Raw genomic sequence first — 13743 nt, forward strand, 5'->3', positions numbered from 1 at the left:
ATGACGAAAGCCCAGGCCGAACCTGCCCACGACGAACTCGACGAAGCGAGTGCGTGGCTGCTGCGTCTGCGCTCCGGAGACGCGAGCCAGGCCGAAGCCGATGCGTTCGAGCGCTGGTGCGCCGATCGTCCGCAAGCCGCCGATCTGCTGCGCGACACCTGGAGCTCGTTGCGCACGGCGGCGACCGAACTCGCGCACGAGGAGCGCGCGGCCGCTGCCTGGGCAAACGTTGCAAAGCGCGAGCGCACGATGCGCACCGGGCGGCGCGCGTTCCTCGGCTTCGCAGTCGCGGCCGGCGCGTCGTGGCTTGCCGTGCGCCCGCCGATGCAGTTGTGGCCGTCGCTCGGCGATCTCGCGGCCGATTACCACACGGGCACCGGCGAGCAACGCAGTGTTGCGCTGTCGTCGCGCGTGACGGTGGAGCTAAATACGCAGACGCGTCTGGATGTACTCGCCGCGAGCGACGCCGCGCACGGCGTCGAAGTCGTCGCCGGCGAGGCGGAGATCGACGCGGCCGCGCCGCCGGCCGACCGCGCGACGCCGATCCAGCCCGTCACCGTGGTTGCGGGCGGCGGCCGCATGCAGGCGACCGTCGCGCGCTTCAACGTACGGCGCACCGGCTCGCAGGTCTGCGTGACCTGCCTGTCGGGCACGGTCGCGCTCGAACATCCGCGCGGCGCGCGCACGCTGACGGCCGACGATCAGGTCGTCTACGACGATCGCGGCGTGCAGCCCGTGTCGCGGATCGATCCGGGCGCGGTCAGCGCATGGCGGCGCGGGATGCTGGTGTTCAACGGCGTGCCGCTGTCCGATGTCGTCGACGAGATCAACCGCTACCGGCGCGGCAAGGTCATCCTGCGCAGCGCGTCGCTCGGCGAAAACCGGATGCAGGCGCAGTTCCCGATCACGCGGCTCGATGACGTGATCGACATGGTCGGCCGCCTGTATGGCGCGCACATCACGCGCCTGCCCGGCAACATCGTGCTGCTGAGCTGACGCGGCTCCCTGCGTCTTACTTTTCGTTCTTCCTCCCGCTGGCGATGCGTTCGCGTCGCTTCCGGCTGTCCGCACCCTGCGGGTTACGGCCGTTCGATACGACTTGATCAATGAGGGCCGGCAAACGCCGGGCTGTCTGTCATGGCGGCCCGGTGTGACGTCGTCGGACCCGAGGCGTGGGTGGCAAGCGCCCCGGCCGTGCAGCGATGCACGGTGCGGGGGATGTGTGTCGATGGAGCTTCGGGCGGTGGCGTGATCATGAACGAATCGCAACGGGAGTCGGATCCCGGCGACGCGAATACGCGCGCCGATGCGATCCGCGAGGGCGCGGTGCGCTGGTTGCTGTGGCTGCGCACCGGCGACACGACGGAACAGGAACTCGACGCTTTCGCGCGCTGGCGCGCGCAGAGCGACGAGCATGCACGCACGGTCCGCGAGCTGATCTGGATGTGGGCCGTGCTGGAGACGGTCGGCCGCCAGGAGCCCGGCGGGCCGACGCGCACGCATTGATGCGGCGCTTTGCGCGCGCACCGGGGTGGTGCGCAATCGCGCGCGTGGTCGTGCTCGTGCCGTGGCGCGCGCGCTGAAAGAAAGTATGCGGGTTATGCGGGCTCGCTTCGACCTTGTATATGAGAGAGCGAGGGGCCGTGCAGAGGGGCGGTAAGGCGGAGACCGGGGAACGGGGGCCTGAATGGGCTCCCGGATCACCGCTCACGCAGGGTGGCGGGTATGGGCCGAGTGGGTGCCGGCCGCGTCATGCCAGCCCGGATTCACGACTCACGATTCAGGATGGCGCCCCTGGCTGCAGGCTGGCGCGTGCGCCGTTCCAGGCAGCGTCGAGCGGATCGCCGGCATCGCGCAGCGGCTCGCGCAGAAAGGGAAAGCGTTCGACGAACGGTGCGGATTCTTGCAGGGCCACGATATGGTTGACCATCCATTGCAGCAGATCGCCGCCGTGCCGGACCTGTTCCGGCCGCCAGTCCGGCATCGTCGAGAAGAGGGCCGAGAAGCCGCTCCAGCGCGACGGACGGTCGTTGTCGCCGGGCCGGAAGTAGGTGTTCATCGCGACGTCGTGCGCGTCGGTCAGCGCGCCGACGAACAGCCCGTGCGGCGTCGGCACGCCGATCTGTTGCCAGCCTTCCGCGAGGGCCAGCGAGCGCATCACACGCGCCGCGACGAACGCGATGCGCGTTTCAGATTCGATTTCCGCCAGCGACAGCACGCCGTTGCGTTGCATGCAGCGCGCAACTGCGTGCGGCCGGATCACGTTCGACGCGAAGCTGCGCAGCACGAGGTCGGGCACCGTCAGTTGAAGCTGGAATTCGCGCAGGCCGTGCTCGGCGCTCATCGTCGAGAAGTTGACGAACAACCCTTCGGCATGACCGAGCGCGCCGACGTACGGCTCGAGCCCGAGGCGCGCGAGCTTCGGCGCGATCTGGCGTTCGAGCAGCCGCATCAGGTTGCGGCGGTTGCGCACGCCCGTGAAATCGTCGACGCCGCGCGTGACGACGTCGCTGATTTCCCAGCGGCGCTCGTCGGCGACGAGCCGCGGGGAGCCGCTCAGGTCGAACCGGGCGCGGCCGTGGGCCACGCGGGGATCTACGTACATGCCGGTGCCTCGTGCATCGATTGCGGGCGGACCGCCGCGGCGGCGCGCCGTCGCGCGGGTCCGGTCGCCCACGATGCTGCGGCGTCGCGGGCGGGCCGTCAAGTGCGAACGTATCGCGACGCACGCGTGCGCATGCCGTTGCGGCGGCGCGTGCGATCAACCAGACAGGGTGGGGTAATCCGATGATGCGCACGATCGTGGAACGCTTTGTCGAGCAGAGCCCGATGACGATCATGGCGCGGCTCGTGCTGCAATGCGCGCTGCACGACGACTGGATCGGCGCCGCGGCGGACGCCGGCGACGAGCCCGACGGCGAGTCGATCCGCGAGACGCTGTTCGCCCTCGCCGTCGACGCGATCGCGTCGATTGCCGCGTGGCAGCGGATGCCGGATGCCGGCGTGGCCGCCGCGCCGGGGTTGGGTTCGGCCGTGACGGCACTGCACGATTGCATGAGCCGTTGGCGTTCCGGCTGGGGGCGCGCGCTGGCAAAGGACAGCGTCGAATTGCTGCTGCCGGTCGCAGCGGCGCGCAACGTCGACGGCGAGCGTGCCGTCGACGGGATGCGGCTGCGCGTGCTGGATGGTACCGGCGAAGCCTGCGCGCCACAGGCCGGCGGATGCGACTGCGGGCGCGCGTGCGACGACCCCGCGCGCGATGCGGCGGGCGGTGTGCGCGTCCTGCCGGTCTACGATCCGGAGCTCGGGATGATCGTTGACCTGCTGCCTTGCGAGCGCGGCCGGACGCACGAGCGTGCATTCGTCGGCGCGCTGCTTGAAACGGTCCGGCCTGGCGAGCTGTGGATCGTCGACGGACGCTTTGATACCGACGCGCTCCTTTCCGGCTGGCCGCGCAGAGGCGGCGCATTCGTGCTGCGTGAATACGGCCGCTCGGCCGCGTGCCGGCCGCTTGGCGACTGGCAGGAAGGCGGCGTGTTCGGCGGCGGACGCGTTCGCGAACAATCCGTCGGGATGGCCGGCGAAGGCGGCGTGTCGGGCGCGTTTCGGCGGATCGAATGGCACAGCGCGGATTCGCCCGGCGAAATCGTCACGCTGCTGACCGATCTGCCGGCCGAGCGGTTCGACGCACCGCAGGTCGTGGCGCTGTCGTCCCGGCGCTGGCGCGACGCGCTGCCGCTGGCGCTCGAACCCGTCACGGGCGGCGGGCCGTTCGGCGGCGTGCCCGCACGCGCGGCGCTGCTGGCGAGCGGGATCGCCGCGTTTGCATACAACGCGTTCAGCGTGATGACGCGCGTCGTCGGCGGTGCGCTCGATCTCGATGCACGCGACGTCGACCGCTTGCCGTCGCTGATCGCCGACGGGGTGACGGCGACCTACGCGGGCATGATGATCGCGCTGCCGCCGGACTGGTGGCAGCGTTACGACCAGTTGCCTGCGGCGACGCTGGGCCAGATCGTGCGGATGCTCGCCGTGCACGTGGACCCGCGCAGCGAGCGGCGTCGGCGCCGCGACAACCGGCTGTCCGCGAAGTCGCAGGCGTTGCTGCGCGCGGCGACGCTCGAGCGTCTGATGCACGACGACGACGGCGATCCGGCTGCCAATGTGTTCAGCTTGCGCACGATCGCGATGGCGACGCGCGACTTCAGCAGCAATCCGTCGAAGGCGCTGCGGCATGCGGGTGAAGCGCTCGTGATGGTGACCAAGTACAACCGGCCGATCGCGCTGCTCGTGTCGATCGACGACTGGAACCGGCTGCTCGGCGAAGTGCGCGAGACGAGCTTCACGCGGCTGTCGTTCGATGCGGCGGTGACGCAGCAGGGTGTGCGCGCGGTCGGGTTGGGCGAGTTGTCGCGGGTCTAGCGTTCCGGGCGCGGTGACTGGCGGACGCCGCCTGTGTCGCGCAACGCGCTGGCCGGATTCCGTTGCGATGACATCGAAATGCCTGCCGACACGAACATGAAAGAAGGAACGGGGTGCTCGCCCGTCGCGGTTCATTGGCGCTCAGGCTACTCGGGATCGGTCGACGAATAGACGCCTCCGTTGCTGCATTCCGGCATGAAGTGCGTACGCCCGTGTACGCATTGAGGCCAGCCCCGTCGGCGTCAACTCGTGAGCCGTCGCACCCAGATGACCGACGTCCACGCGAAATTGCCGCTGCCGTAGCGTGCGATCAGCGTGTCGATACGCGTGTTGATCCGCGCCGAATGCACGCGGCAATGCACGATGAAATAGCCGCTGTTCACGCCGACGGCCGAACCGTCCGGCAGCGTCGGGTTGCCGCCCTGCGCCGGCAGCAGGTATTCGGCGATGTCGCCGGTACTGACGAAATAGGCCGTCGCGCGGCGGTCGACGAGCCGCTTCGCCTGACTCTGCGACAGCGTCGGAATCGCTGCGACGAGCACGGGTTCGGCGGCGGTGTTCGCGTTGACGACGGTCAGGTCGGGCAGGATCGTCACGAAGGGTGCGATCGCGTCGATCGTACGCGCGTCGTAGCCGGGAATGCGCGCGAGATCGTCGACGGACACGAGCTGCAGCGGCCAGCCGTCCGGGCCGTTCGCGTCGCGCAGCGAGCGCAGCATGTAGTCTGCCGTCGATTGCGCGAGCGCGGGATCGAGCGACAGCTGGCCGAGCAGGCGCCGGTACGCCAGCACGCCTTCGCCGCTGGACTGCCACGGCTTGCCCGGCGCGGCGCGCGATACGAGGTTCGTCAGGTTGAAGCGCGCCTGCGCGTCTTCGACGCTGCCGGAAATCCACGCGCGTGACAGCTCGGCGTTGACCGCCAAGGCGTCCGACGGCAACAGGTCCGCGAGCTGTACGTCGGCGACCGGTGCCGACCATGGCTGGCCGACGAACGTGACGTTCGACGTCGCGCTTTGCGCGCGCAGCGTCGCGCGTGCCCACTCGACCGCGGCGCGCTCGATCCACATCGTCTGCGTCGCGAGCCGCTGGTTCTCGACGTCGCGCGTCGCGACCTGCTGGCGCCACAGTACGCTGGCGGCAAGCGTGGCTGCCAATGCAACGACGAGCAGTACCGTCACGATCGCAATGCCGCGTTCGCGTCGAGCCCGCGCCGTCCTTCCTGTCCCGTATCGATGCATCCGCGTGCCTCCGCAGTGTCTGTCGGCGCGGTGCGCTCACACTTCGAACGCCAGCCACGCATGCGCGATGCTCGCATGCGCAGATGACGTGACGCCGAACAGCGCGGCGAGCCCCGCGACCCAGCATGCGAGCGTCGCGGGACGCATGCCGTCGTTTGCCAGCGGGCCGACCAGGCTGGCGATCGCGTGCGTACGCCACAGCAGCAGCACGAACAGCGCGCAGCCGACGGCCATCGCGATGCCGAACATGTGCGCCGCGACGGCCGGACGCCGCGTGAACGGCATGCGGTGATGCCGCTGGTTCGTCGCGACGATCGCGACCCCGTTAGCGACGGGCACGATCGTCATCGCGAGCCCCCAGAACAGCGGCTGATCGCTCGACGAGTTGATCAGCAGCAGCGTGCCGATCATCCAGATCGGCGGCGCGAGCAGCGTGAGTACCGACCATGACAGCAGCTGCCACACGAGCCACGGCGCGCGCCAGCGCAGCGGCGGAATCAGCGCGGCATGAGCGGCATGAGCGGCGGGCGGAAACAGCCGGCCCGGCATTCCGGCGGCGCCGGACAAGCGCCCGGCAAGCCACCGTACGAGCATCGTGGCGAATGACATGGAGGGTCCTGTCGTTGACGTGTTCTGTTCTCAATAGCTAGGACGAAGCGGGCAGCCGCAAGCCGCAGGATTTCGTGCGTACCGGCGTTTTGCGGCGCGGCACATCGCGGTTCCGCCGTGCCGCGTAAACGGTCTCGACGATCGCTTGCCGTGTTTCGCGAGCGTTTCGTGAATATCTTCAGCGGAATGTCACAAAAACTTCCCGGTTGAAACCCGAGGATTGTCGGGCCGCTCGCTGGCACGTTGCGCTTTTCACGCGTCGGCCGGCCAGACGGCGACACGCTTGCCGGCCGTCCGCGCGCAACGGCGGACCGCCGGGCGCCGCACGTCGGCCAGGCGACGACACGTACACGAAACGGGGGCCACGCAAGGTCATGCACCGCATCTCGCAAGTCTTGCGCGAGGCGCGGCTGTGCGCGCATTGCAGCCCGCTTGCGTCGATCGTTTGCCCGTGCAGGCGGATCGATCGGCGTCACGCAAAAAAACATTGCGGCAATGCGCGCTTCGTTCCGTCTAGGTAGGTGGGAGCTGCGACTTGGTGCGCCGCACGCGGCCCCGACGCGCCGTGCCGGCGCGCGGGAGCACGCGGAGACGCGCATTTTTTCTCATCAGGCGGCATGAAGCCGACAGGTGCATGACAGTGGAACAGTTCGAGGAAACCAGGCCGACCGGCGAGCGCGACGCGCCAGTGGACGACGCATCGGCACGGCAAGCGGAAGCGCTGTCGCCGGTCATCAACCTGCGCGACACGGGGCGCTTCCTGCAGGTGCTCGAGGCGCTCAAGTGCTCGCTGGCCGTGAGCCGCCGCCCGTCGGGCGTCGCCGTGATCGGCGTTGACGATGGCGTTCCCACGCTGTCCGCGTGCCTGTTGCCGCGCTCGATGGGGATGGCCGTGTCGGGCAACCGGCTTGCGGTCGCGACGATGCACGAGCTGATGGTGTTCGCGAACGTGTCGACGCTCGCGCCGCGCTATCCGGCTCGCCCGGATCACTACGACGCGATGTTCGTGCCGCGCATGTCCTACTACACCGGCGATCTTGACCTGCACGACATGGCGTTCGACAAGCACGTCCTGCTCGCGGTGAACACGCGCTATTCGTGCATCAGCGTGATCGACGGCTATTTCAACTTCACGCCGATCTGGCAGCCGCCGTTCGTGACGGAGACCGCGCCGGACGATCGCTGCCACCTGAACGGCATGGCGTTTGCCGACGGCAAGGTGCGGTTCGTGACCGCGCTTGGCATGAGCAACGAGCCGTTCGGCTGGCGGAGCGGAATGGCAAGCAGCGGCATCGTGATGGAGGTGCCGTCCGGCCGGGTCGTCGCATCGGGGTTGTCGATGCCGCATTCGCCGCGCGTGATCGGCGGGCGACTGCATGTGCTCGAAGGCGGCCGCGGCCACGTGCTGCAGATCGATCCGCAGTCCGGCGCGCGGCGGGTGCTCGCGAAGCTGCCGGGCTTCACGCACGGTCTTGCGGAATACGGCGGCGTGTTGTTCGTCGGGCTGTCGAAGCTGCGCGACAAGCGCGGCCCGCAGGGGTTGCCGATCGAAAGCGAATCGGATGTGCTGGTCGCCGGGGTGGCCGCGCTCGACGCGAACACCGGCGAGGTGCTCGGCATCCTTCAGTTCTTCAACGGCGTGGACGAGATCTTCGACGTGCAGGTGCTCCCGAACGTGCGGCGCGCCGAGATCCTGAGTCCGCATCAATGGGCCGAGACGCCGTCGATCGTGACGATGCAGGGCGGCTTCTGGCAGACGCGTCCGCGCGAGGACGACGAACCCTTGAATACGGGGGAACGGACGTGATGAAGATCGAACGTTGCGGGTTTTCCGGCGTCGTTTCGTCCTTATCGGTAGACGGGGCTCACGCAGGGTGGGGAGCTTCGCCGCAGCGGGCCGGCGGGGTGCTGTGGCTCACGGGGCTGTCGGGCGCGGGCAAGACGACGCTGGCCGATGCGGTGGCCGCGCGACTGATCGACCGATGCATGCATCCGGTGGTGCTCGATGGCGACCGGTTGCGGACGGGGTTGAATCGGGATCTCGGTTTTACGGTGCAGGATCGTTTCGAGAACGTGCGGCGCATCGCCGAAGTCGCGGCACTGTTGAGCGAATCCGGCGCGCTAGCGATCGTCGCGGTCATTTCACCGCTCGCGGCGATGCGCGACGAAGCGAAAGCGATCGTGGGGCCGGCATTCCGTGAAGTGTATGTGAGCACGGCGCTGGCCTGCTGCGAGGCGCGGGATCCGAAGGGGCTGTATGCGAAGGCGCGGCGTGGTGCGCTGCCGGAATTCACGGGTGTTTCGGCGCCGTACGAACCGCCGGTGGCTGCCGACCTCGAGATCGATACGGGTCGTGCTTCGCTTGCGACGTGCGTCGACACGCTGATGCAGTTCGCCTGTGCGCAGTTTGTTCGTGCGGCCGATGCGCGGGCGGCGCTGATGCGTCACGGCTAAGTTCGGATCGGTGGAAGGAAATGGCATTGCGCAGAAGATGTTGAGGATGACGAATAAATCGTCATCAAAGTGAAACAGGCATTTGATAGCGGGGCGAACGGCTGGCGCGGTGCGCAAAGCTTCGATCCGGAACAACAAAGGGGAATGGCGCATGCCGCCGAGAGTAGACCGCAAGTCACGCGAACGATGGCGGCTGAACTGCCGATGCCTGGCGGGTGTCGTGCTGGCAGGTGGGCTGGGTTTCGCGCCGGGGATTCATGCGCAGGAAGCTGCGCCCGCCGCGAAGGCGGCCCCGGCCGCGCCGCAGTCGTTCGACGTGAATGCCTTCGTGGTGCGCGGCAACACGACGTTGCCGACGCTCGAGATCGAGAAGGCCGTGTATCCGTTCGAAGGGCCGGGCCGCACGCTCGCCGACGTGAACGCGGCACGTGACGCATTGCAGAAGGCGTACCAGGATCGCGGCTACCAGTCGGTCGTCGTCGAGCTGCCGCAGCAGCAGGTGAAGAACGGCGTGATCCTGCTGCAGGTGACGGAAGCGAAGGTCGGGCGCTTGCGCGTCGACGGCGCGAAATACAACTCGCCGCAGAACATCCGCGATGCGGTGCCCGCACTGGCCGAGGGCCAGGTACCCGATTTCAACCAGGCGCAGCAGCAGCTCACCGACCTGAACCGCTCGGCGGACCGGCAGGTGATTCCGATCCTCAAGCCGGGCGCGCTGCCGCAGACGGTCGATGTCGACCTGAAGGTCGACGATCACAGCCCGCTGCACGGCTCGCTCGAACTGAACAACGACAACAGCCCCGGCACGTCGACGCTGCGCACGACCGCGAACGTCAGCTACTCGAATCTCTGGCAGCTCGGCCACGTGATTTCCGGCACCTACGTGATCGCGCCGCAGCATCCGAACGATGCGCGCGTCTACGCATTCTCGTATCTCGCGCCGATCAAGGATTCGCACTGGAGCTTCCTCGCGACGGTCGTGCATTCGGACAGCAACGTCGCGTCGGTCGCGAATACCAATGTGCTCGGCAAGGGCACCACATATGGCTTCACCGCGATCTATTCGCTGCCGGCAACGGAGACCTACGCGCATTCGGTCAGCGTCGAGATCGACCGCAAGCACTTCGACGAAAACGTGTCGATACCGGGCCAGACGGGCTCGACCGCGCCGCTCACGTATGTGCCGGTGACGCTGTCGTACAACGGCCAACTGAGCCTGAAGAACTCGCAGACGTCGTTCTCCGCATCGGTGACGACGAACATCCGCGGCCTCGGCAGCGACTGGGGCGCCTGGGACAACAAGCGCTACAGCGCGACGCCCGATTTCGTGTACGGCAAGTTCGACGTCAACCACACGCAGCGCTTCGCGAACGACATGCAGGCCAATGCGCACGTGAACGCGCAGATTTCGAACTCGCCGCTCGTGTCGAGCGAGCAGTTCGCCGCGGGCGGGATGAACAGCGTGCGCGGCTACATGCAGGCCGAGGACACCGCCGACAGCGGCGTGATCGCGTCGGTCGAGCTGCGCAGCCCGTCGCTCGCGAAGTGGCTCGGCGGCACGATCGGCAGCCGCGTGAACGAATGGCGTTTCCATGCGTTCTTCGATGCGGCGCACCTGTGGCTCTTGAGCCCGCTGCCGGAGCAGACGTCGCGCTTCAACCTGATGAGTGTCGGTGTCGGCACGCGGGTGCAGATCATGAAGTACGCAAGCGCGGATTTCGAGGCCGGATGGCCGTTGAAGGCGGGCGTCTACACGCGGCAGTACAGCCCGCGGTTCGATTTCTACGTAAGGCTGGGGTTCTGACGGATTTTTTTTGATCGTGCCTGGGCGATGCGACGAGCGCGGTGCCCGCACATTCGGGGAGTGGATCGTGAAGCGAGTCTTGTTTTTCCTGTTGGCGGTGATGCTCGGCGTGCTGCCCGGCATCGCGAACGCATGGTGGCAGAACGACTGGTCGTACCGGAAGGCGATCACGATCGACGCGAGCGCGAAAGGCGCGAACCTCGCGGAATCGGCCGGCCGCGTGCCGCTGCTGATCCGCCTGCATTCGGGCAACTTCCAGTTCGACGGGCTGGCCGACAACGGCGCGGACATCCGCTTCGTCGCCGCCGACGACAAGACGCCGCTGAACTACCACGTCGAGCAATACGATCCGGTGCTGGGTGTCGCGCTGATCTGGGTCGACATTCCGAAGATGCCGGCCGGCGCCGCGGAGTCGATCTGGATGTACTACGGCAACAAGAAGGCGCCGGACGGCAGCAAGCCGGCCGAGACGTTCGATGCCGACTACACGCTCGTCTATCACTTCAACGGCGCCGCCGGTGCGCCGCCGAAGGACCTGACCGCGTATGGCAACCATGCGCAGAACGCCTCGTTCAAGACGGTCGAGGACGGCATCGTCGGCAAGGGCGCGCGATTCGACGGCAGCGGGTCGCTGACGCTGCCGGCGAGTGCGTCGCTGAATGTGCCGGCCGGCGGCAGCTTCACGTTCAGCGCGTGGGTGAAGCCGGCGGCGCTCGTGCCGAACACGCTGCTGTACAGCCGTCGCGATGGCACGAACGCGCTGCTGATCGGCCTCGACAACGGCGTGCCGTTCGCGGAAGTCGCGGGTGGCACGGCGCCGGTGCGCACGCCGGCCGCATCGCCGGTCGCCGCGAACCAGTGGACGTATCTCGCGGTCACGGCCGACGGCAAGAATCTCACCGTGTACGTGAACGGCAAGCAGGCCGCGCAGGTCGCGGCGACGCTGCCCGCGCTGAATGCCGCAGCGACGATCGGTGCGGACGCAACGGGTGCGCCGGCCGGGTTCGCCGCGTATTCGGGCGCGCTCGACGAACTGCGCCTGTCGAAGATCGCGCGCTCGCCGGCCGTGATCGCGGTCGACGCGCTCGCGCAGGGCTCGGAATCGAAGCTCGTCGCGTACGGCGCCGACGAGAAGCAGTCGGGCTTCGGCTTCGGCTACTTCGGCGTGATCGTGCAGTCGGTGACCGTCGACGCGTGGGTCGTGATCACGATCCTGCTCGGCATGGCGCTCGTGTCGTGGATCGTGATGTGGACGAAGGCGCGCTACGTCGGCACCGTCGACAAGGCGAACCAGTATTTCGTGCAGCGTTTCCGCGAAGTGGCCGGGCGTCATCTGGTCGGTCTCGCGCATGTCGACGAGGCGAGCGCCGACGGCCGCCGTTTGTACCAGTCGTCGCTGTACCGGCTGTACAAGGCCGGCGTGCATGAAATCCACAGTCGCGTGGACAACAACGGCCGCACGGTGATCACGTCGGAATCGATCGAGGCGATCCGCGCGTCGATGGACGCGACGCTGGTACGCGAGAACCAGAAGCTGTCGAAGTCGATGGTGCTGCTGACGATCGCGATCTCGGGCGGCCCGTTCCTCGGGCTGCTCGGCACGGTGGTCGGCGTGATGATCACGTTCGCGGCGATCGCGGCGGCCGGCGACGTGAACGTGAACGCGATCGCGCCGGGTATCGCGGCCGCGCTGCTCGCGACCGTCACGGGCCTGTTCGTCGCGATCCCCGCGCTGTTTGGCTACAACTACCTGCTGATCCGCAACAAGAACGTGACCGCGAACATGCAGGTGTTCGTCGACGAATTCGTCACGCGCCTCGCCGAAGCCCACCGCGCGCCCGATCACGCGGTGCTGGCCGACTGACGCACGCAGGAGACCACCATGCAGGTTCAGGACGACGACAAGCCGTACGACGACATCAACATCACGCCGATGCTCGACCTCGCATACGTGCTGCTGATCATCTTCATCATCATGACGACCGCGTCGGTGCAGGGCATCAAGGTCGATCTGCCGAAGGCGAGCTCGTCCGCGAGTCTCGCGAAACCGAAGACGAAGGCGATCACGGTGGCCGATTCGGGGCAGGTGTTCCTCGACGCGTACCCGGTGACGATGGACGAGCTCGAGAGCCGGTTGCGCACCGAGAAGGCGACCAGTCCGGAGTTTCCGATCGTGTTGAAGGGCGACGCGGGCGTGCAGTACCAGAAGGTGATGGACGTGCTCGACCTGCTGCGCCGCCTCGACCTGTCGCAGGTCGGTCTGGTGACCGGCAAGGCGAAGCAGGGCGGTTGACGCGATGGAAATGACCTACAACGGCGGCCCGCCGGACAAGGGCCCAGGCCGCTACGTGAAGCCCGTCGCGATCGCGCTGGTGCTCGCGGGCGTGGCCGCGCTGATCTGGCGTTTCGCGGGCGACACCGCGGGCGTGAAGCGCGTGAGCGCGCCGCAGGTGACGACGGTGATTCCGTTGCCGCCGCCCCCGCCGCCGCCGAAACAGAAGCCGCCGCCCGAGAAGGTGAAGGAAGAGGTCAAGACGCCGATCGACCGGCCGACGATCGCGCCGAAGCCGTCCGAAGCACCGAAGCCGGCAGACAACCAGCCGCAGCAGATGACGATGAACGCCGATGCGCAGGCGGGCACCGACAACTTCGGCATCGGCGCGGGCGACGGTTCCGGCATGTTGGGCAGCGGCGGGGGCGGCAAGTTCGGCAACGCGAGCTATGCGCAATACATGGTGTACGTGCTGCAGCGCGCGATCGAGCAGGACAAGGGCGTGCAGGAGGCCGGCGGCGCGCGGTTCGCGGGCAACCTGAACCTGTGGATGGATGCGTCGGGACGGATCACGAAGGTGACGATCGCGCAGTCCACCGGCGACGCGAAGATCGATGCGGCCGTCGTCGCGGCGGTCGAAGCGCTCGGTCGGGTCGACGAGGTGCCGCCGCCGGCGACTTCGTATCCGGTGCTCGTCAAGCTTCAGGGGCGCAAGCCGGCATGACGATGCGTGCGCGTTACGACGAAAGAATCATGGGGTGGCGCCGTCGCACGGATGCTGCCGGAAAAGAAACGAAAATTGTTCGGAGTGCTTCGATGATTCGGAAGAGATCGGAAGAGCGTCGTGCAGGGACAGAGTGTAAGATACTGTGTAGATCACGGGCGTCGACGTATCATGAACATAAACAAATGAGTACCATAGATCAAAAGCACACCGAACAGAA

The 13743-nt window shown here is 67.6% G+C and carries 12 protein-coding genes; 9 read left to right on the forward strand and 3 right to left on the reverse strand.

Annotated elements, in window-relative coordinates:
* Together G3O00_RS10880 and G3O00_RS10885 are read left to right on the forward strand one after the other, a co-directional pair.
* Positions 1–996: a FecR domain-containing protein gene (locus G3O00_RS10880; protein WP_206142954.1), complete on the forward strand. Its 996-nt coding sequence runs from the start codon at positions 1–3 to the stop codon at positions 994–996.
* A 258-nt stretch (positions 997–1254) separates the two neighbouring features.
* A complete protein-coding gene (locus G3O00_RS10885; RefSeq protein ID WP_241011610.1) occupies positions 1255–1506 on the forward strand; it encodes a DUF4880 domain-containing protein in 252 nt (83 codons plus the stop codon).
* A gap of 274 nt (positions 1507–1780) precedes the next feature.
* Here G3O00_RS10885 and G3O00_RS10890 read toward each other — a convergent pair whose 3' ends face one another.
* Positions 1781–2605, reverse strand: coding sequence for a hypothetical protein (locus G3O00_RS10890; RefSeq protein ID WP_174935759.1), 825 nt, complete (start codon positions 2603–2605; stop codon positions 1781–1783).
* Positions 2606–2787: 182 nt separating this feature from the next.
* Between G3O00_RS10890 and G3O00_RS10895 the strand changes: the two genes are divergently transcribed.
* Positions 2788–4422: a transposase gene (locus tag G3O00_RS10895; protein ID WP_206142955.1), complete on the forward strand. Its 1635-nt coding sequence runs from the start codon at positions 2788–2790 to the stop codon at positions 4420–4422.
* A gap of 242 nt (positions 4423–4664) precedes the next feature.
* On the opposite strand, the gene gspK is transcribed toward G3O00_RS10895, so the two are convergent.
* Together gspK and G3O00_RS10905 are read right to left on the reverse strand one after the other, a co-directional pair.
* Complete coding sequence (gene gspK / locus G3O00_RS10900) at positions 4665–5660, reverse strand: type II secretion system minor pseudopilin GspK (protein WP_206142956.1); 996 nt, start codon at positions 5658–5660, stop codon at positions 4665–4667.
* A 36-nt stretch (positions 5661–5696) separates the two neighbouring features.
* Positions 5697–6269: a hypothetical protein gene (locus tag G3O00_RS10905; RefSeq protein ID WP_206142957.1), complete on the reverse strand. Its 573-nt coding sequence runs from the start codon at positions 6267–6269 to the stop codon at positions 5697–5699.
* A 634-nt stretch (positions 6270–6903) separates the two neighbouring features.
* On the opposite strand from G3O00_RS10905, the gene G3O00_RS10910 reads away from it, so the two are divergent.
* The 6 genes from G3O00_RS10910 (at position 6904) to G3O00_RS10935 (ending at position 13523) form a co-directional block, all read left to right on the forward strand.
* On the forward strand, positions 6904–8076 hold the full coding sequence (locus G3O00_RS10910) for a TIGR03032 family protein (RefSeq protein ID WP_206142958.1): 1173 nt from the start codon (positions 6904–6906) through the stop codon (positions 8074–8076).
* Positions 8076–8723 (forward strand): adenylyl-sulfate kinase, encoded by a 648-nt coding sequence (gene cysC, locus G3O00_RS10915; protein WP_241025082.1) that lies wholly within the window; start codon positions 8076–8078, stop codon positions 8721–8723. The genes G3O00_RS10910 and cysC overlap by 1 nt, the downstream gene beginning before the upstream one ends.
* Before the next feature lie 151 nt (positions 8724–8874).
* Positions 8875–10527: a ShlB/FhaC/HecB family hemolysin secretion/activation protein gene (locus G3O00_RS10920; RefSeq protein ID WP_241025083.1), complete on the forward strand. Its 1653-nt coding sequence runs from the start codon at positions 8875–8877 to the stop codon at positions 10525–10527.
* Positions 10528–10594: 67 nt separating this feature from the next.
* Entirely contained in the window at positions 10595–12391 is a 1797-nt protein-coding gene (locus G3O00_RS10925) for a MotA/TolQ/ExbB proton channel family protein (RefSeq protein ID WP_174935734.1), read from the forward strand.
* Between the two features lie 18 nt (positions 12392–12409).
* Positions 12410–12820 carry a biopolymer transporter ExbD gene (locus tag G3O00_RS10930; protein WP_011354695.1) on the forward strand — a complete coding sequence of 137 codons (411 nt, stop codon included), beginning with the start codon at positions 12410–12412 and terminating at the stop codon, positions 12818–12820.
* Positions 12821–12824: 4 nt separating this feature from the next.
* Positions 12825–13523, forward strand: a complete 699-nt coding sequence (locus G3O00_RS10935; protein WP_174935732.1) for a TonB family protein — start codon at positions 12825–12827, stop codon at positions 13521–13523.
* Positions 13524–13743: the final 220 nt, after the last annotated feature.

Origin of the sequence: Burkholderia sp. Ac-20384 (assembly GCF_017104605.1) — a bacterium.
Classification (GTDB): Bacteria; Pseudomonadota; Gammaproteobacteria; order Burkholderiales; family Burkholderiaceae; genus Burkholderia; species Burkholderia lata.